This window comes from Vibrio sp. ArtGut-C1 (assembly GCF_002105475.1).
GTDB lineage: Bacteria > Pseudomonadota > Gammaproteobacteria > Enterobacterales > Vibrionaceae > Vibrio > Vibrio diabolicus.
Window position 1 is genome coordinate 1 of record NZ_NCTH01000027.1, and the last position, 21103, is coordinate 21103.

Sequence of the window (21103 nt, forward strand, 5' to 3'; positions counted from 1 at the left end):
TGAGAACTATAAAACTGGAGCGACACACGAGGTTCGAACTCGTGACCTCAACCTTGGCAAGGTTGCGCTCTACCAACTGAGCTAGTGTCGCATATCAACAGCAATCGCTATTGATAGAATTTGGTTGCGGGGGCCGGATTTGAACCGACGACCTTCGGGTTATGAGCCCGACGAGCTACCAAGCTGCTCCACCCCGCGTCCGTATTGTGTCACCGTTAAGTACCGTGAGAACTATAAAACTGGAGCGACACACGAGGTTCGAACTCGTGACCTCAACCTTGGCAAGGTTGCGCTCTACCAACTGAGCTAGTGTCGCATCAACAACGTTTCCGCTGTTTAGGGCTGCGAATTATAAGAGCATTTTTTTGTGATGCAAGTCCTTCCTTCAAAAAAACTTTATTTTTTTACTGAACGATGAAAAAGCAATCAAAAGCGATATAAATTACAACAATTTGGATCGCAACCTTAACAGTTAAATCTTGAAAATAGTACCACGATAGTACTTAAGTTCTGCAATCGACTCGCGAATGTCGTCCAAGGCCAAATGTGTTCCCTGTTTTGTGAACCCATTTAATACTTCAGGTTGCCAACGACGCGCCAATTCTTTAAGAGTGCTGACGTCAACATATCGGTAATGAAAGAACTCTTCTAATTCCGGCATGTGTTTGTACAAGAAGCGACGATCCTGCCCAATGCTGTTACCACATATTGGCGACGCCCCTTTCGGCACCCATTTTTCTAAGAATTCAATGGTTTGTGCGACCGCATCTTGTTCTGAGATTTTACTGTTGCGAACGCGTTCCACCAAGCCGCTTGCCGTATGCGTATTGGTGCACCAATCGTCCATTCTCGCTAGCTCTTCTTCCGGTTGATGAATCGCTAATACTGGACCTTCAGCCAAAATATTTAGCTCGCTATCCGTGACAATAGAAGCAATTTCAATGATTTTGTGCGTTTCAGGATCAAGCCCTGTCATCTCTAAATCAACCCAAATTAGGTTTTGATCGCTAAAGGACATGGTTACGCCGCCTATTTGTTTATCGATAAAAGAGGTACTATACCTCAAAATACGGGAAACACGATACTCACTCAGAGCCAAGATCACGGCTCAACCATTTGAGTAAATTCACATAAAGTACAGAATTGTGGCAAAGAAGAAAAAGTTAACCAAAGGTCAAGTGCGACGCGTACGCAGCAACCAACAAAAGCGTTTAAAAAAGCAAGAAGAGTCCATCCAGTGGGATGAAAACATGCTAGGCGCAAGCAAACAAGGTCTAGTGATCACTCGTTTTGGCCAGCACGCGGATATTGAAGACCTTGAAACAGGCGAGATTCAACGCTGTAACCTTCGCCGTGGTATCGAATCTTTAGTATCTGGCGATCGAGTTTTATGGCGCGAAGGCTTGGAGTCTATGGCTGGCATTTCTGGCGTTGTTGAAGCGGTAGAACCTCGTTCTTCAGTGCTCACTCGTCCAGATTACTACGATGGCCTAAAGCCCGTAGCTGCCAATATTGATCAAATGGTCATTGTCTCCTCGGTACTGCCCGAGCTATCACTGAATATTATTGACCGTTACCTCGTAGCATCAGAAACACTGAATATCGCACCATTGCTGGTCTTAAACAAAGTCGATCTTCTAGAAGCCGATGATCGTGCAATGTATGAAGAATGGCTCAAAGAATATGAACGCATTGGCTATAAAGTGCTTCTGGTAAGCAAGAAGTCTGGAGAAGGCATTGCTGAACTAGAAACTCTGCTGCGTGACCGAATTAATATCTTTGTTGGTCAATCAGGCGTAGGGAAATCCAGCTTAGTCAACGCGTTAATGCCGGAACTAGAGAGCGAAGTGGAAGAAGGCGAAGTTTCCGAGAACTCTGGCTTAGGCCAACACACCACGACAGCAGCGCGCTTGTATCATATTCCGACGGGTGGCGACTTGATCGACTCGCCTGGAGTGCGTGAATTTGGGCTTTGGCATTTGGAAGCAGAAGAAGTAACGAAAGCATTCGTTGAATTCCGACCATACTTAGGCGGTTGTAAGTTCCGAGATTGTAAGCACAATGACGACCCTGGCTGCCTTCTACGTGAAGCTGTTGAGAAAGGGGAAATCAACGAAACTCGCTTTGAAAACTACCATCGCATTTTGGAAAGCATGGTTGAAAACAAAGCAAACCGTCAGTATTCACGCAATAAGAAAGCCGATCTGTAATTAAGTTAAGACTGTAACTGTGTAAAAAGTCTTCACCTAATACTGACAAGCAAATTAAATTTCAGTAACATCACGCGCCCTAAAGCGCGAATCTAACAGAAGTATCGGAATTAAAGATGGACAAGTTTAAAGTTGGACTGCAGTACTGGATCCCACAACACGGCCTCACTCGCCTAATGGGTAAACTGGCTTCAGCAAAAGCTGGCGGTCTAACAACAGCAGTTATTCGTTGGTTTATCAAACAATACAATGTGAACATGGATGAGGCGAAGCACTCAGATCCTAAGCATTTTAAAACGTTCAACGAGTTTTTCGTTCGTGAGCTAAAAGAGGGCGCACGCCCAATTTCTGAAGGCGAAAACGTCATCACTCACCCAGCCGACGCTTGTGTTAGCCAATTTGGCCCTATTGAAGATGGTCAACTTATCCAAGCAAAAGGTCATCACTTCTCAGCGCAAGAACTGCTGGGCGGTGACGCGAATTTAGCAAACGAATTTAAAGATGGATCTTTTGCCACGCTGTACCTGTCTCCGCGCGATTACCATCGTGTACACATGCCGTGTGACGGCACACTGCGCCAAATGATTTACGTGCCTGGTGACCTGTTCTCGGTAAACCCACTTACGGCAGAAAACGTTCCAAATCTATTCGCACGTAACGAGCGTGTGGTGTGTATCTTTGACACTGAGTTTGGTCCTATGGCACAAGTGCTTGTTGGCGCAACCATCGTAGGTAGCATTGAGCAAGTATGGGCTGGCACGATCACTCCGCCTCGTGGCAATACTGTCTACAAATGGGATTACCCAGCTGAGGGTGACAAGGCCGTGATCTTGAAAAAAGGCGAAGAGATGGGCCGCTTCAAACTGGGCTCTACTGTTATTAACCTGTTTGCCAAAGACGCGATTGAGTTTGACGCAAGCATGGAAAACGGTAAGCCAACCGTAATGGGCACACCTTACGCCTTGAAAAAATAAACAAAACCCCGTTAAAAGAGCCCTTTCTCAAGGGCTCTTTTTATTGATAAAAAGCAAAATTCCGTTCAAAATTTAGCCTCTATTTTCTCAAACTCATACCTGCCTCTAAGACCTTCATTCCACAATCAATTATCCTGCGCTTAGGATGAATATTTAGAGGGGCAGCCAATGCCAAAGATGAGTGTAAACACGCTGGCGAAATTGCTGGTATGCTTTTTAATTCCGCTCGGTGTTTTGATGATGCCGATTGATGCTATTCCTATTGATGATCTTACTTTAATTCAGCATCGTCTGTTGGCTATTTTTCTTCTTGCTGCCCTACTTTGGGTTCTTGAGCCGGTACCCGTTTTTGCTACGTCCATTCTTATTATCGCTCTTGAACTGATCATGATATCGGATAAAGGTTTGCATCTATTTCGCAATCCACCAGCGGGGCATGATTTGGGAGAGTTAATTGCTTACACCGATATTTTCTCTGCCTTCTCTTCACCGATCATTATTCTTTTTATGGGTGGGTTTGCCCTCGCCATCGCGGCTTCCAAATACGAACTCGACAACAATCTCGCCCGAGTGCTACTAAAACCATTCGGCACACAACCTAAGTTCATCATGCTGGGTTTGATGCTCATTACCGCCGTTTTTTCAATGTTCATGTCCAACACTGCCACGACGGTCATGATGTTGGCGCTGCTCGGTCCAATCGTCGCTTCTGCACCTAAAGGGGATCTAGGGATTAAAGCGCTGGTGCTGTGCATTCCAATTGCCGCGAATACTGGCGGCATTGCAACTCCGATAGGTACGCCACCTAACGCAATAGCGCTCCAATACCTCACCGGAGAAAACGCCATAGACTTCTTATCCTGGATGACAATGGGCCTACCATTTGTGCTGATACAACTCACTGTTGCTTGGTTTTTGTTGCAGAAGCTGTTTCCGTCCAGCGAACCAGAAATGAAACTAAAGCTGGATGGTACGTTCAAAAAGAGCTGGCGCGCGATCGTCGTCTACATCACTTTTGCACTAACCATTGTGCTTTGGATGACGACAAAAGTGCACGGCATGAACACGTATGTTGTTGCGATTATCCCGCTTGCGGTGTTCACCTTAACGGGCATTATGGGAAAAGAAGAACTCAAGCTGATTAACTGGGACGTGCTATGGCTGGTTGCCGGTGGTATCGCAATTGGTATTGCCTTAGACAAAACGGGTTTAGCCGAAGCATTGGCACACGCCATTGATTACAGCTTACTATCACCATTTGCCGTTGTCTTTGCCCTATCGGTCGTATGTTGGTTAATGGCGAACTTTATGTCTAATACCGCAACGGCAAACTTATTAATGCCTATTGCTGCCGCTATTGGTACATCCATGCCAAGCCTTATTGCGGTTGGTGGCCTACAAGGTTTACTGGTTGTCGTCGCATTCTCCGCATCACTTGGCATGATCTTACCGGTTTCCACGCCACCAAACTCTTTGGCTTATTCAACAGGCCTAATCGAGAGCAAAGACATGGCGAAAGTGGGGCTGATTCTTGGTTTGATTGGTCTATTTATCGTGTATGGCGCAGTTCTGGTGCTGTTTTAATCGAAAAGCTCCGTGACAGAGCTTGTTGTCATGGAGCTGTTCGCCAACTATTGCCCTCGCAGAGCAGCTTTTACATCCATTAAATTTCGTGCATATTAAGACTCCTCTACTCTACAAGGACGTCGACACATCATGGGTTACGAATGGCTTGCTTTATGTGCCGCTTTTCTGTGGGCAGTTTCTAGCCTTATTTCTGTCATTCCTGCACAACACCTAGGCGCTTTTTCTTACAGCCGCTGGCGCATGGGCTGTACGGCCGTGATCTTATCAACAATGGCCTGGATAACTGGCGGCTGGTTAACGGTTTCTTGGGAACATGTAACGCCCATGATGGCGTCGGGTCTGATTGGAATTTTCATCGGTGATACCGCTCTGTTTGCGTGCTTGAATCGTATGGGACCAAGACAAGCCGGACTACTGTTTTCCTGCCATGCGGTATTCTCGGCCATTTTGGGCTACTTCTTATTTAGTGAAGTCATGACCACAATAGAACTACTGGGCGCATCATTGGTATTTAGCGGCGTGGTGATGGCGATATTCTTTGGTCGAAGAGGCCAAGTGAATAACGTCTTGGAAGACATTAAAGGTAACATCTGGGTGGGCATTGGACTTGGCTTAACCGCAGCAATGTGCCAAGCATTGGGCGGCATCATCGCCAAGCCAGTAATGCAAACCAGCATTGACCCCGTTGCGGCTTCTGCTATTCGAATGATCAGTGCATTTTTCGCCCACAGCATGTTGTTAGTTCTGGGGGTCAAAATCGCTCGCTCGACACAACACATTACTTGGCGAATATTTGGTATTACTGCGCTTAACGGTTTCTTGGCGATGGCCGTCGGCATGACGCTGATCTTATACGCACTGCAAGAAGGAAATGTAGGTATGGTTGCACTGCTATCTTCAACCACGCCAATTATGTTGCTACCGCTACTCTGGATTTACACTAAACGCCGACCAAACCGATTTGCATGGTTGGGCGCAGCCCTAGCTGTGATTGGTGCTGGCATTTTGGTTCAATAACCTTACAGACCAGCCCTTGTTGCCAGATACAAAAAAGCCCGAGTTTAAACTCGGGCTTTTGTCATTCTGAGCAGTTAGTTAATTATTTAACTAGCACTTCACCCGTCATTTCTGCTGGGATTTCTAGACCTGCTAGAGAAAGCATGGTTGGTGCAAGGTCAGACAGTTTGCCGCCTTCTTTGAACTCAACCGCTTTATCACCTACGTAAATAAGAGGAACCGGTAGGTTAGTGTGCGCTGTGTGAGTACCACCCGTTTCTGGGTCAACCATCATTTCTGCGTTACCGTGGTCCGCAGTGATCAGTAGCTGACCGCCAACTTCTTTGATTGCTTCAACTACTTTGCCAACACTTTCATCTAGCGCTTCGATTGCTTTCTCAGCTGCTTCGTAAACGCCAGTGTGACCAACCATATCTGCGTTCGGGTAGTTACAGATGATAGTGTCGAACTTACCAGACTTGATCGCCGCAACCAGTTTCTCTGTAAGCTCAGGGGAGCTCATTTCTGGCTGAAGGTCGTAAGTGGCTACTTTTGGAGAAGCAACAAGCTGGCGCTCTTCGCCTTCAAATTCGTTTTCAACACCGCCGTTGAAGAAAAACGTTACGTGCGCGTATTTCTCTGTTTCAGAGATACGTAGCTGAGTTTGACCTTGCTTAGACAGCCACTCACCGTACGTGTTTTCTAGAGACGCTGGTGGGAATGCGATTGCTAGAGGGATATCTGCCGCGTATTGAGTCAACATAACGAAGTTAACTGCCGGGAATACCGCACGCTCAAAACCATCAAAGTCAGGCACGAATGCGCGAGTGATTTGACGAGCTCGGTCAGCACGGTAGTTCATGAAGATAACCGCATCACCGTCTTGCATGATTGCGTCTTCTTCGCCTGCCGCTTTGATGGCTGTCGCTTTCACAAACTCATCGTTCTCTTCACGAGCGTAAGCGGCTTCTAGACCAGCAACGGCGGTTTCTGCTGTGAACTCAGCTTTCGCTTGAGTCAGAAGATCGTAAGCCACTTGAACGCGATCCCAGTTGTTGTCACGGTCCATAGCGTAGTAGCGACCTACTAGAGAAGCAACACGACCTTTACCTAGTTTCGCGAATAGATCTTGGAAACGTTGTAGCGAGTTTTCTGCACTACGTGGTGGCGTGTCACGACCGTCTAGGAAACAGTGTAGGTAGATTTTCTCAGCGCCACGAGCCGCTGCCATTTCAACCGCTGCGTAGATATGGTCTTCATGAGAGTGTACGCCACCTGGAGACATCAGACCCATGATGTGTACCGCTTTCTCTGCTTTAACAGCAGCATCAACTGCTTCAACAAGCGCTGGTGTTTCAGCGAACTCACCGTCAGCGATCGATTTAGTGATACGAGTTAGATCTTGGTATACAACGCGACCTGCGCCAATGTTAGTGTGACCAACTTCTGAGTTACCCATTTGACCATCAGGAAGGCCAACATCCATGCCTGAAGCAGAGATTAGAGTGTGTGGGTTATTCGCAATCAGAGCATCCATTACTGGTGTTTTCGCATTCGCAATTGCGTTACTTGCTGTGTCTTCACGGTAACCGTAACCGTCAAGGATAACTAGAGCCAGTGGCTTCTTAGCTGACATAGTGATGACCTCATCAAATTTAAGTAACTTTTGGCGTAGGGCCTCGCTGCCCTATCTAACCTTGAAACAAAACTAGCGTAATTTTACTACACTTTTTAACCAAAACTGTAGGTTAAGATCAAATAATGTTTGCGATTTATTGTTGCTATCTTACAAGTTAAGCGAACAACGAGTCAGTGCCGACAAACGTGTTCCACAAGCATAGTCATTCCTAATACGCTTTGTACACCCCAGTCTAGGTTCGGTTTTCTTACGCTTCTGATTCTTGTTTTTGCACCCGAAACAGCGCTTATTTAAAGCATTATCGAACAAGATTGGTTAGTACCTATTGTTCGCTTTTTTCGGTAAAACAAAAGTCACTTAAGTCGATAAATCCAATAGGCAAAAACAATCAAGCTACCATAGTCCAATGCACGGATGGCAATAACATAAAGGGTTTATAGAGATCTCAATTATTCGTTAGAAAATTTTAACCCTCTCGCCTAAGAGGCTTAACCCCGCTATACTCCTGCTTTATTTTTCCGCCAACAGCGTAAGAGCTCAAGACATGCAAGAGTACATTGAATTTTTCCAACAGAACATGATTCTATCTTTGGTTTGGGTAGGTCTTCTTGTCGCCTTTATCATGAACATCGTGAAGTCAGCGACGGCCGCATACAAAGAAATCAACGTAAACCAACTGACTCATCTTATGAACCGTGAAAACGGCGTTGTAGTGGATATCCGCACAAAGGACGAGTTCAAAAAAGGTCATATCACCGACTCACTTCACATTTTACCGTCAGATATCAAAGCGGGTAACTTTGGTAGCCTTGAAAACCACAAATCAGACCCAATCATTGTGGTATGCAAGACAGGGCAAAACGCTCAAGAAAGCGCGAACCTATTAGTAAAAGCAGGCTTTGAAAAAGTAAGCCTACTGAAGAACGGCTTGATTGCATGGAACGAAGCGAACCTGCCTTTAGTTCGTGGTAAAAAGTAATACCCGGCAGCTTCGATAACGGGGCAGAGGCAAAAGATAAGGTACGCATTCCAGCGTGTTTTTGCCAAGCTTCGTGGATAATAAACTGAGCAAATTGAAAGCAGTTGAAGCATTAAGTTGTGACGCTTTGCACGTAATACACGCTTCATCTAGTCAAGGTAGATTGGCTCAGTTAGTCTCGGGACATACCAGTTTTCTGAGTTTAGACGTTTCTAGGCTCTACAAATATTTATTTAAGGATTAAAAAATGGCTGAAGCAGCACCTCAAGAAGCACAACAAAACTTCGCAATTCAACGCATCTTCCTAAAAGACGTTTCTTTCGAAGCGCCAAACTCTCCAGTAATCTTCCAAAAAGAATGGAACCCAGACGTTAAACTAGACCTAGACACTCAAAGCCGTGAGCTTGGTGAAGGCGTTTACGAAGTGGTTCTACGTCTAACTGTAACTGTGAAGAACGAAGAAGAAACAGCGTTCCTATGTGAAGTTCAACAAGGTGGTATCTTCACTGCTGAGCAAATGGAAGCAGGCCAACTTGCACATTGCCTAGGCGCATTCTGCCCGAACATCCTATTCCCATACGCTCGTGAAACTATCTCAAGCCTAGTGGTTAAAGGTACGTTCCCTCAACTGAACCTAGCGCCAGTTAACTTCGACGCGCTATTCATGAACTACCTACAACAGCAAGCTCAACAAGGCGAAGCTGAAGCGTAATTCACGTTTTGTAAGTGACGAATAGCCTGAGTGCTGACGTCACCGACTCTAATAAAATGCACAGAGCGTCTACCATCCGATGCAATGTGCATTTTTTATTTCTGACAAAAGTTCCTAGTTCCTAATCGCCAGAAGGCGTAAAATTTGACGATTAGGAACTAGATTCTACTAGTAGAAAGACAATTAGGCGGTAGCATGACACAAGCAAATACAAACAATGCTTACGGTAAAGACATCGCAATGACGGTGATTGGCGCAGGTTCATACGGTACCTCTCTGGCGATCTCACTCGCTCGTAACGGCGCGAACGTAGTCCTTTGGGGACACGAGCCTGAGCACATGGCACGTTTAGAAGCGGATCGCGCGAACCACGCTTTCTTACCTGGTGTTGATTTCCCTGAAAGCTTGATCGTTGAATCGGATTTAGAAAAAGCCGTACAAGCAAGCCGAGATTTATTGGTTGTGGTTCCAAGCCATGTTTTTGGCATCGTGCTGAACAGCTGTAAGCCTTTCTTACGTGAAGACTCTCGTATCTGCTGGGCAACCAAAGGTCTTGAGCCAGAAACGGGGCGTCTGCTGAAAGACGTCGCTTATGACATTATCGGTGAAAACTACTCACTGGCTGTATTGTCTGGCCCAACATTCGCCAAAGAGCTCGCGATGGGCATGCCTACTGCAATTTCAGTTGCGTCTCCAGATGCTGAATTTGTCGCTGACCTACAAGAAAAAATCCACTGCAGCAAAACCTTCCGCGTGTACGCCAATAGTGACTTTATCGGCATGCAATTGGGCGGTGCGGTGAAAAACGTTATCGCAATTGGTGCGGGTATGTCTGACGGTATCGGTTTTGGAGCCAACGCGCGTACTGCATTGATTACTCGTGGCTTGGCCGAAATGAGCCGTCTTGGTGCCGCGCTGGGTGCAAAACCAGAAACCTTCATGGGTATGGCTGGTTTAGGCGACCTTGTCCTAACGTGTACCGACAACCAATCACGTAACCGCCGCTTTGGTTTAGCGCTAGGTCAAGGTAAAGACGTCGACACGGCACAAGAAGAAATTGGCCAAGTCGTAGAAGGCTACCGCAACACGAAAGAAGTATGGATGCTCTCTCAACGCATGGGTGTTGAGATGCCAATTGTTGATCAAATTTATCAAGTATTGTATCAAGGGAAGGATGCACGCCTGGCAGCGCAAGATTTACTTGCTCGTGACAAAAAAGCCGAAGGAAAGTAGCACTCTACGCCCCTTCGCACCTCATCTGAGAAGAATAGAAGTTGTCGGGTCACGGAAGAACCACTCAGGATATTGAGAATGAAACACTGCGAAAAACAAAAAGTCTGGAACAGAATTGTCTCAGAAGCCCGCGAAATGTCAGAGCAAGAGCCAATGCTGGCCAGCTTTTACCATGCCACCATCATCAAGCATGAAAGTTTCTGTGCCGCGCTCAGCTACATTTTGGCAAACAAGTTAAACACAGCATCGATGCCAGCAATGGCAGTACGTGAAGTGGTAGAAGAAGCGTTCTCTGCCGACCCAACCATTACCGATTGTGCCGCTTGTGACATTTGTGCCACGGTTAATCGCGACCCTGCAGTTTCGATGTACTCTATGCCGCTGCTGTACTTAAAGGGCTACCACGCTCTGCAAGGCTACCGCGTGGCAAACTGGCTATGGAAACAAGGGCGCCATGCACTGGCCACCTACCTGCAAAACCAAATTTCGGTTGCGTGTCAGGTAGACATTCACCCGGCAGCACGCATTGGTAGCGGCATCATGCTCGACCACGCAACGGGAATCGTCATCGGTGAAACTGCAGTTATCGATAATGACGTCTCAATTCTACAAGACGTTACCTTAGGCGGTACGGGTAAAGAGTGCGGCGATCGTCACCCGAAAATCCGTGAAGGTGTGATGATTGGTGCAGGTGCAAAAATTCTTGGCAATATCGAAGTGGGCGAAGGCGCGAAAATCGGCTCTTGCTCTGTGGTATTGCAAGCAGTGCCACCACACACAACTGTGGCGGGGGTTCCTGCGAAAATCGTCGGTCGTCCAAAAACGGACAAACCTTCTCTCGATATGGATCAAGGCTTTAATGGTAAATCACAAAGCTTTATCCATGGAGATGGTATTTAATCGTCAACAAACCTTTTGACAACAACGTGGTAGGTAAATCTCAAGTGCGAAAACAAAATCACCCTGTTCTACGCTCGGCTATTTTATTAACTTGTGCTTTATCTGCCACATATCCCCTTGCATCTTCTGCCGCTAGTCAACAAGAGCTCAAAGGCGTATCAAGTGAGATAAGCCGTCAACGCAAATCTCTCTCTTCCCAAGAAAAGCAACTCAATGAGCTACAAAAATCGCTCAAAGAGCAAGAACTTGGCATTTCTAAACTTGAGCGCGAAATAAGACAAACCAAATCTGAGCTGGCACAAGCAGACAAAAACATAGACAAGCTAGAAGAGAAAATTGCCTTGCAAGAAGCACAGCGCCAAGAGCAAGAGGAAGAGCTCAAACAGTTGCTGCAAACGTATTACGTGACCGAACGAGCGAAAGCCAATGGGCACTTGTTGAACCAAGGTGTGGAAGAAGACCGCATGAGTCAATACTTCCAGCACTTAGCCAAAGCGCGTGCGGAAGTGATTGATGCAATCACCAAAACCACTCAAGAATTGGCACACAACAAAAACCAGCTTGAGCTAGAAAAAGAGCAAATCGAGACGTTACTCAAACAACAATCTGAGAAACGTACGGCGCTGGCAAGTACACAATCCAAACGTAAGCAAACCCTGACTAAAATTCAGAGCAGTATCAAGAACGATAAACGCTACCTTGCTGAACTGCAGCGCAACGAAACACGCCTAAAAGCCGAGATCGCCAAAGCGGCTAAGCGTAATGCCGTGCCAATGGACGGACTGGGCAAACAGCGCGGTAAACTGCCATGGCCACTCAAAGGTCGTGTATTACACAACTTCGGTACTCGCCAAACCGGGCAAGTAAACTGGAAGGGCATGGTGCTTGCGGCCAATTATGGTCAACAAGTGAAAGCCGTTTACCCGGGCACTGTCGTATTTGCGGAGTATTTACGCGGTTATGGCTTAGTGGTATTGCTTGACCACGGCAAAGGTGACATGACGCTCTACGGCTACAACCAAGCGTTGACGAAAAAAGAAGGCGATCGCGTGACCGCTGGCGAAGTGATCGCTCTTGCGGGTGATACTGGCGGGCAAGATCGCGCATCACTCTACTTCGAAATTCGCCGCAACAGTGAAGCGCAAAACCCGAAATCTTGGTTGAAGCGCTGATTATCTGACTCATCGACTTATAATAAAAAAGGAGCCACTCGGCTCCTTTTTTGTATTCATATTTTGGCAAATGCTATGCGTAGTACGTTTCTACCGCATCAATAAAAGCACTTACATCATCTTTGCTTAATGTGTTGATGCCTGCCGCCGCTTCTCGGCCGCCACCAGTTGGAAACTGCCCACACACGGCAACGGCGCCTTGTTTGTTGTTCAACGGGGCACGTAGAGAGACCGTGTAAGTGCCATCTGCATTTTCGGTGAGTACTGCATGAGCAGAATCTGGGGTTTGATTAGCCAGCCAATTACCATACACACCGCTGATTCGACGTGATGCGGCCGTGTTTGGTAGTTCGAACAGCTTCAGCTTACCGCTCTCATGCGTGGCAGGCACTGCCAGAGCGGCATCCATATCTTGTTGGTAAGCAGACTGCAGTTGGTAGTAAGGCGAAGTTTTATCTTCAATTACATCAAATGGCGACGTGTACTTCAGCAAGGCTTGGTACAAATCCGCAGGATGGAAATGTAAGTCATCCACTTTCGAACCGTAACCGTTGTAATTAATCAAAGTGCCAAGCTCTTTAAGCTGCGCTTTCTGATCGTGTGACAAGCCGACCTTGTCAGCCAATTCATCTGCTTTCGCGATCATGTTATCGCCATAAGCCGCCGTAATCGCCCATGTGTGAAAACGTCCATTTAGCAATTGATCGACAATCAACGCCGTACACATATTGGCATCGAGATCGATGTGCGCATCCAAGTTGCCATGCTGAGGAATATCACCCGCCTTATGGTGATCGGCGTAAAATACGTGCGCGCCTTGAGCCAATGCTTGCTCTAGGCCTACCATGTTCTTTTCCATCGAAATGTCTAACACCGTTAGCTCATCACCCGCTTGCACGTCTACTTTTTCCACCAGCTTGATGTCGCGCTTTACACCAGTAATTAACTGAGCCTCGATAGGATCAGCCAAGCGTAATTGTAGAAGCGCAATGATGCCATCAGCATCGCCATTAAAAATGTCGTAATTCATGGAGCGATAGTTCCTTTATCGAGAGTCATATCCCAGAGAGGGCTGAACGGTATGAGGACTATTGTGCGTGGCATATTTGACAAGTCAACTCGAGCCACGACTCGAAAATGAGAGTGACTCTCGAAATATTAAGCAGTTTGGCGTTTAACTGTGTAGATTGCTGACCGCATCTTCCAATAACAGTAGCTGCTCTAACCCCTGCTCAGTTGCTAATGGCTTAACGACATTAAGCATCTGCAACATCCCTTGCTTCACCATTTGCTCAGTGATGCTGGTTTTCGAAGCCATTGCAGATTGATACGCCAACCAGCTACACGCAATCAAATGCAACGTACACACCAGTGACTTCAACTGCTGTTGATCAACATTAAGCAGCTTCAGCGATACAAACTCTTGCATGATCGCAATGAGGTTCGCTTGCAGCTTTTCTTGCACATCGATGTACTGCTCATGTAACTGCTCATCTCGTGACAAGATCTCAGGTAGATTCGCGTAGAAAAAGCGGTATTTCCACATTAGCGTAAAGATGGAGTCTAGGTAGCTCTTCAGCATAGTCAGGCTTTCCTGTGAGCCTTGAATAGGGGTAAATCTTTCTAAAAGTTCTGCTGAATAAAGCGCAAAGATCTCACGAACGATTTCTTGCTTATTACGGAAGTGGTAATACAGATTACCTGGGCTAATTTCGATGTGATCGGCAATGTGATTGGTGGTGATGTTGCGTTCACCATGTTGGTTGAACAACTCCAGTGCCGCGTAGACGATTTTGTCGCGCGTTTTCATTGTTATCGTGTTCCCTCTTCATTAACGAATCGAGTATAGCGACTTCACCAACCTAGGTCGATAGAGGCTCCAAATACGGTAACATAACAGACCAGTTAGAATACCCGTTGAGTTGGCGACAAGGTCTAACCAAGAGGTTTGTCTTCCGACATACCCTTGTAGCCATTCGATGGCAGCACTAAATAATAAGATACCAATCGCCACCGCCCAACGTTGACGCCAACGCCACACGCAAAAGCAACCTAAAAACGCAAATCCGCTGTACGCCATGGCGTGCTGCATTTTATCAAGATACGCAATGTTGCCCCAATCTTGCAACTCTCCCGAGCTCAACGATAAGTAAGCGATCAGTATTGCGTAGCTGAGAATGACCAAACGTGCAGCAGCCAAGTTCATTGAATATCCTTATGCGATTGGGAATGGAAAAGCCGTCACTTGATCAATGTGGTCACAGCCGAGCGCTAGCATGATCAAACGATCGATGCCTAACGCAACACCCGCACAATCTGGCAACCCTGCCTCCAATGCGGAGATCAAATGATAGTCGATTGGCTGCGGTTTTAAACCCATGTCGAGACGCTTCGTGTTATCTTGCTCAAAACGCGCCAGTTGCTCTTTCGGGTTATCGAGCTCATGGAACCCATTTGCCAGCTCAATTCCCTTAAAATACACCTCAAAGCGATCCGCAACACGATGGTCTTGAGGATTGATTTTCGCAAGCGCCGCCTGTGATGCCGGGAAGTCGTACACAAAAGCAGGCACATCCTGACCAATTTTGTGTTCGACTCCCACGCTAAATAGCAATTGCAGTAACGTATCGCGATCTTCTTCAGGCTCTGCAATGTCACTCAAACCCAGCTTGCTTGCCGCCGTTTTCAGCTCCGTCATCGAGCCTTCTAGTGGACACACACCCAACACATCAATGAAGGCTTGTTGATACGTCATGCGCTGCGCTGCGCCACACTTCAATACCAACTGCAATAGGTCATCCATTTCATCCATCAGCTTGTGATGGTCAAAGCCAACGCGATACCACTCCAACATCGTGAATTCTGGATTGTGGTAACGACCATTTTCTTCGTTACGAAATGCTTTGTTGATTTGATAAATACAACCGCTGCCAGCCGCCAGCAGGCGCTTCATGTGGAATTCAGGGCTGGTCATAAAGAACAGCTTGCTACCATCGGCGTAACCCGGGCCAACAAACTCGGTTTGGAAAGTATGCAAATGAATGTCGGTCACGGTTGCGTGACTCATGGCTGGCGTGTCGACTTCCATCACCTGTCGATCAGCGAAGAATTGGCGAATCGACGCGATTAACGTCGCACGTTGACGAAGTTGGTCAATGGAAGCAGTAGGTTGCCAGTTGGTTTGCATAACAAGTCTCTCAAACTTTAATTCAGCGAGGAAAGTCTCATTCTACATGCTTTTTACTCTTCAAGAAGAGAGGAATATCCCTTCTTCTTTTTACTAACGTGCTCGCCTATTTGAGGCAAGTATTACTCGTGCCGCAGCACAAAAAACACTCAGTTAAAATCCTATTATCCATGCGGTTAATGTCACGCAACACAGGTTTAACATCCCTAATGTTAATGCTTGAGGGCCAAAACCTCGATGCCGTGATAGCAGTCACATAACCTATAAATTCTATGCCCTTAAGTGCATTACCGAAGCAAAAACCCAATTACATCAATTTTTCTGCCATGTGGCTCATCTACACTAACCCTACTACTTTTGGGGAGTTCTTTTTAAAGAGTGCCTCGTAATGACAATAACAAGCGGATTTCCGCAATCACACACTGGAGGATAACTGTGCAAATTATCACCACAGATATCGCAGTCATCGGCGCAGGCGGCGCTGGTCTTCGTACTGCTATTGCAGCGGCTGAAGCAAACCCAGACTTAGAAGTCGCTCTGATTTCTAAAGTTTATCCAATGCGCTCCCACACGGTCGCTGCAGAGGGTGGCTCAGCAGCAGTTATCAAGGATGAAGATAGCTTAGACAACCACTTCAACGACACTGTTGGCGGTGGTGACTGGCTATGTGAACAGGACGTTGTTGAATACTTTGTAGAGAACGCGACTCGCGAAATGATCCAAATGGAGCAATGGGGTTGCCCATGGAGTCGTAAAGAGAACGGTGAAGTCAACGTACGCCGCTTTGGTGGTATGAAGGTTGAACGTACTTGGTTCGCTGCAGATAAAACTGGCTTCCACATGCTTCATACGCTATTCCAGACATCCATGAAGTACAGCAACATCAAACGCTTTGATGAGTACTTTGTGGTGGATCTGCTTGTTGATGAAGGCGAAGTTCAAGGTCTGATTGCTATTCACATGTCTGAAGGCGAGCTTGTTACTATCAAAGCAAAATCTGTTGTTCTAGCAACAGGTGGCGCGGGCCGTGTTTACCACTGTAACACCAACGGCGGTATCGTAACGGGCGATGGCATGGCAATGGCTTACCGTCACGGCGTTCCTCTACGTGATATGGAATTCGTTCAATACCACCCAACCGGTCTTCCTGGCACAGGTATCCTGATGACGGAAGGTTGTCGTGGTGAAGGCGGTATCATCGTTAACAAGAACGGCTACCGTTACTTACAAGATTACGGCATGGGCCCTGAAACTCCAGTTGGCCAACCGAAGAACAAATACATGGAACTGGGTCCTCGTGACAAAGTTTCTCAAGCTTTCTGGCACGAACAACAGAAAGGCAACACCATCAAACACCCACTGGGTGACGTGGTGCACCTAGACCTTCGCCATCTTGGTGAAGAGTACCTACAAGAGCGTCTACCGTTCATCTGTGAGCTAGCAAAAGCTTACGTGAACGTAGACCCTGCAAAAGAGCCAATTCCAATTCGTCCAACGGTACACTACACCATGGGTGGTATCGAGACAAACGGCGGCTGTGAAACTCGCATTAAAGGTCTATTCGCAGTTGGTGAATGTGCGTCTGTTGGTCTTCACGGTGCAAACCGTCTAGGTTCTAACTCATTGGCTGAGTTTGTGGTATTTGGTCGCGTAGCGGGTGAAAACGCAGTGAAACGCGCTGAAGAATTCAAAGGTTGGAACGAGTCTGCAATCGATGCTCAAGTGAAAGCAGTTGAAGAGCGCATCGCCAAACTGATGAACCAAGAAGGTGATGAGAACTGGGCAAACATCCGTACTGAAATGGGTCATACCATGGAAGCGGGTTGTGGTATCTACCGTCAAGAAGATTTGATGCAAGAAACCATTAACAAGATCACCGAACTAAAAGAACGCTACAAACGCATCAGCATTAAAGACAAAGGCAAAGTGTTTAACACTGATCTTCTGTACGCAATTGAAGTGGGTTACGGCCTAGAAGTCGCAGAAGCGATGGTTCACTCTGCGATTCTACGTAAAGAGTCTCGCGGCGCGCACCAACGTCTGGACGACGGTTGTACAGAACGTGATGACGTGAACTTCCTAAAACACTCACTTGCTTTCTACAAACCAGATTCAGCGCCAAGTATCGATTACAGCAATGTGACTATCACTAAGTCACAACCAAAAGCTCGTCTATACGGTGAAGCAGCAGAAAAAGCCGCAGCTGAAGAGAAGAACGCAGAGGAGCAAGCATAATGTCAGCAAATCGCATTCAAAAAGTAGACATTCTGCGTTATGACCCAGAAAAAGATGCAGAACCATACAAGCAAACATTCGAAGTGCCATTCGATGAAACCATGTCTGTGCTTGACGCACTGGGCTACATTAAAGATCACCTAGACAAAGATCTATCTTACCGTTGGTCTTGCCGTATGGCGATCTGTGGTTCTTGCGGCATCATGGTGAACAACGTACCGAAGCTTGCTTGTAAGAGCTTCCTACGTGATTACCCAGACGGTGTGACTATCGAACCTCTAGCGAACTTCCCAATCGAGAAAGACTTGATTGTTGATATGACACCGTTCATCGAACGTCTTGAAGCAATCAAACCGTACATCATTGGTAACGACCGTAAACCAGAAGACGGTACGAACTTGCAAACGCCAGAGCAAATGGCGAAATACAAGCAGTTCGCTGGTTGTATCAACTGCGGTCTTTGCTACGCGGCGTGTCCTCAGTTTGGTCTAAACCCTGAGTTCATCGGCCCTGCGGCACTAACGCTAGCGCACCGCTACAACCTAGACAGTCGTGACAACGGTAAAGATGAGCGCATGAAGCTTATCAACGGTGAAAACGGTGCTTGGGGTTGTACGTTTGTTGGTTACTGTTCTGAAGTTTGTCCGAAGAACGTTGACCCAGCAGCGGCAGTAAACCAAGGCAAAGTGGAGTCTTCTATGGACTTCGTGATTGCTATGTTGAAACCTGATGGTTCACCAAAGAAAGTGGAGGCATAAGGATGAGCAATCGTAAACCTTACGTTCGTGAAGTAAAACGCACTTGGTGGAAGAACCATCCTTTCTACCGCTTCTACATGCTACGTGAAGCGACTGTGCTGCCTTTGATCCTATTCACTCTGTTCCTAACTTTCGGTTTAGGTTGCTTGGTGAAAGGCCCTGAAGCATGGCAAGGTTGGTTGGATTTTATGGCAAACCCAATCGTAGTCGCAATCAACATCGTTGCGCTGCTAGGTAGCCTATTCCACGCTCAAACTTTCTTCAGCATGATGCCGCAAGTAATGCCAATTCGTTTGAAAGGCAAACTGGTGGACAAGAAAATCATTGTATTGACTCAGTGGGCCGCGGTTGCGTTCATCTCACTGATCGTTCTCATCGTGGTGTAAGGAGCTGAGCATGAAACCGAATTATAGTGTAAACACATCACCAAAACGTTCTGATGAGCCAATCTGGTGGGGTCTATTTGGTGCTGGCGGTACTTGGTTCGCGATGATCACGCCAATCACGGTATTGGTGCTAGGTATCTTGGTCCCACTAGGCGTGATTGATGCAGAAGCGATGAGCTACGAGCGTGTCTCCGAATTCGCAACCAGTATCATCGGTGCGCTATTCATCATTGGCACCCTAGCTCTACCAATGTGGCATGCGATGCACCGTGTACACCACGGCATGCACGACCTTAAATTCCACACTGGTGTGATAGGTAAAATTGCATGCTATGCATTTGCAGGCCTCATTACTGCACTAGCCGTTATCTTTATCTTCATGATTTAAGATACTGACTAAAAAGAAAAAGCTGGCTCTATGCCAGCTTTTTTATTGCTTTGGGTTACCCATGATCTTTTTGCTTTTTAAGCTTTTGACCACCCATGATCTTATTGCTGTATGACTTTCTTCGTTTGGTCCATAAGACCCAGGGCGCCAAAGCCAGTAATCACATCTAGGTTTGTTTTCAAGCCCGTTTCTTCGCTACCACCAATGTAGTTTTGTGGCATCTGAACTTGGAAGTTTTGCAAGTTGTTGTACAACGAGTTCGCTACGTCTCGATTCAACTCTGCCAAATAAACTTCACGGTTTGCCCCTAACGCCGAGTACTTCGCTTTTAGGACCTCAGATTCTGCACGACCTTTCGCTAATATCGCTTTCGCTTCAAACTCAGCAGAAAGTGCGTTCGCCTTTTGAATGGCTAAGTTAGCCTCTGCGATAGCTAGCTCTTTCTCCTTCTCGACTTCAGCAAGTCGTTTGGTTTTTTCCACTTCAACGATTTCACGCTCTGCAATCTGACGTGCAACTTCCACTTCTTTTTGCTGAGCAATAATAGCGAGTTCTTTACCACGCTGAGCGTCTTGCACTTCACGTGTTCGCTGAATCTCTTTGCGTAACTGCTCGGTCTCTGCTTGTGCTTTTGACGTTTCTTGCTCCTGAATCGCGCGAATACGATCCGCCACTAAACGCTTTTTATCCGCCAATAGCTGATCCAATTGCTTTTCTGGCTGTGGATCACCAATGGTCACCTGCGTCACTTGAATGCCGTATTGTTGTAACGGGTTGTCTTGACGAATTGGTTGCCCGGTTTTATCTACAACTGGCACCGTTTTCCAAACCAGTTGATTGGTGCGCTGTAGTTGGTTCGCATTGGCCTGATTCGCCCCAACAGGCGCAAGATCCAACTCTTCCACTTCAACCTGACGTCGCTCTGTTAGATAAATCCCCTCTCGCAACTGATCGCCAAGTTTCGATTTGAACTGGTTCAAACCACCTTGGAAAAACTCTTCACCCGTGTATTGGGTAGCAGTAATCACCGTCACGTTACGTGCGTTCTTTACAAGCAGCGCATCAATCAAGTTACTGTTGTTACGGAACTCTTTGTGCATCTTCTTAACCGCTTCAGGGTCATTACTGAGCTTAAAGCGGAATGTTACGGGGATCTGACCAATGTAGGTGTCGGCAAACCGAACCTGAATCGCATCAAGACGTTGATAAAAATCTTCGCCCTTGCTGTTACCGAATGACACAGTGATCACTTGGTCATACTTGGTGATTTTGGACAGAAATGGCATGCGAAAATGAATGCCAGGTTCAGTAAACACATCCAACTCACCAGTGATATTGTTCTGATGCACGTAGCTGTAACCTGCATCGGTCATCAGCACAGAGCTATTAATCGTTAAGCCTATTGCCAACAGCGGTACGCCAAACACCGCAGCTTTCAATCCTTTGTGTAGTAACTGACGTCTTTCTTCCACCTTTAAACCCCTTCCTAAGCCTCTGCTTTCCATTTTGTTCTCCTTTTTGGATTGTTACTGAGTTAAATCGATAAAAATCAGATTGCTATGCAACTCAACAACAAGAACTAATGTATCAAAATGTTACATTAAGGAATAATCGACAGATTCATGAAATAAATAAGATTTTTACGAATAATACAAAATCATCGAAAATTTGCGGAGGATATCGATTTTCTATGCAGGGACATTCAAGAGAGAATTACAGGCAATAAAAAAGGCCGCCGAAGCGACCT

General features: G+C 46.6%; 20 protein-coding genes and 3 tRNA genes. 13 read left to right on the forward strand and 10 right to left on the reverse strand.

Annotated features, from left to right (window positions below):
• Positions 1 to 15: 15 nt before the first annotated feature.
• From B7360_RS19170 to orn, 4 genes are all read right to left on the reverse strand, one after another.
• Positions 16 to 91 (reverse strand) — tRNA-Gly (locus B7360_RS19170).
• Between the two features lie 30 nt (positions 92 to 121).
• A tRNA-Met gene (locus B7360_RS19175) sits at positions 122 to 198 on the reverse strand.
• Positions 199 to 240: 42 nt separating this feature from the next.
• Positions 241 to 316: transfer RNA gene (locus tag B7360_RS19180), tRNA-Gly, on the reverse strand.
• A gap of 156 nt (positions 317 to 472) precedes the next feature.
• The gene (orn, locus tag B7360_RS19185) at positions 473 to 1018 is read right to left on the reverse strand and encodes an oligoribonuclease (RefSeq protein WP_085344376.1); all 546 of its coding nucleotides are present in this window, start codon (positions 1016 to 1018) and stop codon (positions 473 to 475) included.
• A gap of 127 nt (positions 1019 to 1145) precedes the next feature.
• Between orn and rsgA the strand changes: the two genes are divergently transcribed.
• From rsgA to B7360_RS19205, 4 genes are all read left to right on the forward strand, one after another.
• The gene (rsgA, locus tag B7360_RS19190; RefSeq protein WP_005395388.1) at positions 1146 to 2210 is read left to right on the forward strand and encodes a small ribosomal subunit biogenesis GTPase RsgA; all 1065 of its coding nucleotides are present in this window, start codon (positions 1146 to 1148) and stop codon (positions 2208 to 2210) included.
• 116 nt (positions 2211 to 2326) lie between these two features.
• Positions 2327 to 3184, forward strand: a complete 858-nt coding sequence (gene asd / locus B7360_RS19195) for an archaetidylserine decarboxylase (protein ID WP_005395389.1) — start codon at positions 2327 to 2329, stop codon at positions 3182 to 3184.
• 168 nt (positions 3185 to 3352) lie between these two features.
• Complete coding sequence (locus tag B7360_RS19200; RefSeq protein WP_012841332.1) at positions 3353 to 4768, forward strand: DASS family sodium-coupled anion symporter; 1416 nt, start codon at positions 3353 to 3355, stop codon at positions 4766 to 4768.
• Between the two features lie 132 nt (positions 4769 to 4900).
• Entirely contained in the window at positions 4901 to 5788 is an 888-nt protein-coding gene (locus B7360_RS19205; protein ID WP_085344377.1) for a DMT family transporter, read from the forward strand.
• A gap of 82 nt (positions 5789 to 5870) precedes the next feature.
• Here the strand turns inward: B7360_RS19205 and gpmM are convergent, their stop codons facing one another.
• A complete protein-coding gene (gpmM, locus tag B7360_RS19210; RefSeq protein WP_085344378.1) occupies positions 5871 to 7403 on the reverse strand; it encodes a 2,3-bisphosphoglycerate-independent phosphoglycerate mutase in 1533 nt (510 codons plus the stop codon).
• 547 nt (positions 7404 to 7950) lie between these two features.
• Here gpmM and B7360_RS19215 point away from each other — a divergent pair.
• The 5 genes from B7360_RS19215 (at position 7951) to B7360_RS19235 (ending at position 12402) form a co-directional block, all read left to right on the forward strand.
• On the forward strand, positions 7951 to 8385 hold the full coding sequence (locus tag B7360_RS19215; RefSeq protein ID WP_005395399.1) for a rhodanese-like domain-containing protein: 435 nt from the start codon (positions 7951 to 7953) through the stop codon (positions 8383 to 8385).
• A 247-nt stretch (positions 8386 to 8632) separates the two neighbouring features.
• A complete protein-coding gene (gene secB, locus B7360_RS19220; RefSeq protein WP_005395400.1) occupies positions 8633 to 9097 on the forward strand; it encodes a protein-export chaperone SecB in 465 nt (154 codons plus the stop codon).
• A 195-nt stretch (positions 9098 to 9292) separates the two neighbouring features.
• Positions 9293 to 10330, forward strand: coding sequence for an NAD(P)H-dependent glycerol-3-phosphate dehydrogenase (gene gpsA / locus B7360_RS19225; protein WP_085344379.1), 1038 nt, complete (start codon positions 9293 to 9295; stop codon positions 10328 to 10330).
• 78 nt (positions 10331 to 10408) lie between these two features.
• Positions 10409 to 11230, forward strand: a complete 822-nt coding sequence (cysE, locus tag B7360_RS19230) for a serine O-acetyltransferase (protein ID WP_005395410.1) — start codon at positions 10409 to 10411, stop codon at positions 11228 to 11230.
• A 26-nt stretch (positions 11231 to 11256) separates the two neighbouring features.
• A complete protein-coding gene (locus B7360_RS19235; RefSeq protein WP_085344380.1) occupies positions 11257 to 12402 on the forward strand; it encodes a murein hydrolase activator EnvC in 1146 nt (381 codons plus the stop codon).
• A gap of 73 nt (positions 12403 to 12475) precedes the next feature.
• On the opposite strand, the gene B7360_RS19240 is transcribed toward B7360_RS19235, so the two are convergent.
• The 4 genes from B7360_RS19240 to epmA all read right to left on the reverse strand — a co-directional run bounded on the left by B7360_RS19240 (position 12476) and on the right by epmA (position 15589).
• Positions 12476 to 13432, reverse strand: a complete 957-nt coding sequence (locus B7360_RS19240; protein ID WP_085344381.1) for an acetyltransferase — start codon at positions 13430 to 13432, stop codon at positions 12476 to 12478.
• A 144-nt stretch (positions 13433 to 13576) separates the two neighbouring features.
• Positions 13577 to 14212 carry a TetR/AcrR family transcriptional regulator gene (locus tag B7360_RS19245; RefSeq protein WP_005395413.1) on the reverse strand — a complete coding sequence of 212 codons (636 nt, stop codon included), beginning with the start codon at positions 14210 to 14212 and terminating at the stop codon, positions 13577 to 13579.
• Between the two features lie 21 nt (positions 14213 to 14233).
• Positions 14234 to 14608, reverse strand: coding sequence for a VanZ family protein (locus B7360_RS19250; RefSeq protein ID WP_005395414.1), 375 nt, complete (start codon positions 14606 to 14608; stop codon positions 14234 to 14236).
• Positions 14609 to 14617: 9 nt separating this feature from the next.
• Positions 14618 to 15589 carry an elongation factor P--(R)-beta-lysine ligase gene (gene epmA / locus B7360_RS19255; protein WP_085344382.1) on the reverse strand — a complete coding sequence of 324 codons (972 nt, stop codon included), beginning with the start codon at positions 15587 to 15589 and terminating at the stop codon, positions 14618 to 14620.
• Positions 15590 to 16024: 435 nt separating this feature from the next.
• On the opposite strand from epmA, the gene frdA reads away from it, so the two are divergent.
• Genes frdA through frdD form a run of 4 tightly spaced genes read left to right on the forward strand, consistent with a single transcriptional unit; the run spans position 16025 to position 19356 of the window.
• Positions 16025 to 17824 (forward strand): fumarate reductase (quinol) flavoprotein subunit, encoded by a 1800-nt coding sequence (gene frdA, locus B7360_RS19260; protein WP_047010259.1) that lies wholly within the window; start codon positions 16025 to 16027, stop codon positions 17822 to 17824.
• Positions 17824 to 18582 carry a succinate dehydrogenase/fumarate reductase iron-sulfur subunit gene (locus B7360_RS19265; protein WP_005381489.1) on the forward strand — a complete coding sequence of 253 codons (759 nt, stop codon included), beginning with the start codon at positions 17824 to 17826 and terminating at the stop codon, positions 18580 to 18582. The genes frdA and B7360_RS19265 overlap by 1 nt, the downstream gene beginning before the upstream one ends.
• 2 nt (positions 18583 to 18584) lie before the next feature.
• The gene (gene frdC, locus B7360_RS19270; protein ID WP_005395419.1) at positions 18585 to 18968 is read left to right on the forward strand and encodes a fumarate reductase subunit FrdC; all 384 of its coding nucleotides are present in this window, start codon (positions 18585 to 18587) and stop codon (positions 18966 to 18968) included.
• A gap of 10 nt (positions 18969 to 18978) precedes the next feature.
• Positions 18979 to 19356: a fumarate reductase subunit FrdD gene (gene frdD / locus B7360_RS19275; protein WP_005395421.1), complete on the forward strand. Its 378-nt coding sequence runs from the start codon at positions 18979 to 18981 to the stop codon at positions 19354 to 19356.
• 101 nt (positions 19357 to 19457) lie between these two features.
• On the opposite strand, the gene B7360_RS19280 is transcribed toward frdD, so the two are convergent.
• The gene (locus B7360_RS19280) at positions 19458 to 20861 is read right to left on the reverse strand and encodes an SPFH domain-containing protein (RefSeq protein WP_005395423.1); all 1404 of its coding nucleotides are present in this window, start codon (positions 20859 to 20861) and stop codon (positions 19458 to 19460) included.
• Positions 20862 to 21103 lie beyond the last annotated feature (242 nt).

Bases quoted from the DNA above. Each gene is read 5' to 3' on its own strand.
- orn (WP_085344376.1), bottom strand. From the start codon at position 1,018: ATGTCCTTTAGCGATCAAAACCTAATTTGGGTTGATTTAGAGATGACA.
- asd (WP_005395389.1), top strand. From the start codon at position 2,327: ATGGACAAGTTTAAAGTTGGACTGCAGTACTGGATCCCACAACACGGC.
- B7360_RS19200 (WP_012841332.1), top strand. From the start codon at position 3,353: ATGCCAAAGATGAGTGTAAACACGCTGGCGAAATTGCTGGTATGCTTT.
- B7360_RS19205 (WP_085344377.1), top strand. From the start codon at position 4,901: ATGGGTTACGAATGGCTTGCTTTATGTGCCGCTTTTCTGTGGGCAGTT.
- gpmM (WP_085344378.1), bottom strand. From the start codon at position 7,403: ATGTCAGCTAAGAAGCCACTGGCTCTAGTTATCCTTGACGGTTACGGT.
- B7360_RS19215 (WP_005395399.1), top strand. From the start codon at position 7,951: ATGCAAGAGTACATTGAATTTTTCCAACAGAACATGATTCTATCTTTG.
- secB (WP_005395400.1), top strand. From the start codon at position 8,633: ATGGCTGAAGCAGCACCTCAAGAAGCACAACAAAACTTCGCAATTCAA.
- gpsA (WP_085344379.1), top strand. From the start codon at position 9,293: ATGACACAAGCAAATACAAACAATGCTTACGGTAAAGACATCGCAATG.
- cysE (WP_005395410.1), top strand. From the start codon at position 10,409: ATGAAACACTGCGAAAAACAAAAAGTCTGGAACAGAATTGTCTCAGAA.
- B7360_RS19240 (WP_085344381.1), bottom strand. From the start codon at position 13,432: ATGAATTACGACATTTTTAATGGCGATGCTGATGGCATCATTGCGCTT.
- B7360_RS19245 (WP_005395413.1), bottom strand. From the start codon at position 14,212: ATGAAAACGCGCGACAAAATCGTCTACGCGGCACTGGAGTTGTTCAAC.
- B7360_RS19250 (WP_005395414.1), bottom strand. From the start codon at position 14,608: ATGAACTTGGCTGCTGCACGTTTGGTCATTCTCAGCTACGCAATACTG.
- epmA (WP_085344382.1), bottom strand. From the start codon at position 15,589: ATGCAAACCAACTGGCAACCTACTGCTTCCATTGACCAACTTCGTCAA.
- B7360_RS19265 (WP_005381489.1), top strand. From the start codon at position 17,824: ATGTCAGCAAATCGCATTCAAAAAGTAGACATTCTGCGTTATGACCCA.
- frdC (WP_005395419.1), top strand. From the start codon at position 18,585: ATGAGCAATCGTAAACCTTACGTTCGTGAAGTAAAACGCACTTGGTGG.
- frdD (WP_005395421.1), top strand. From the start codon at position 18,979: ATGAAACCGAATTATAGTGTAAACACATCACCAAAACGTTCTGATGAG.
- B7360_RS19280 (WP_005395423.1), bottom strand. From the start codon at position 20,861: ATGGAAAGCAGAGGCTTAGGAAGGGGTTTAAAGGTGGAAGAAAGACGT.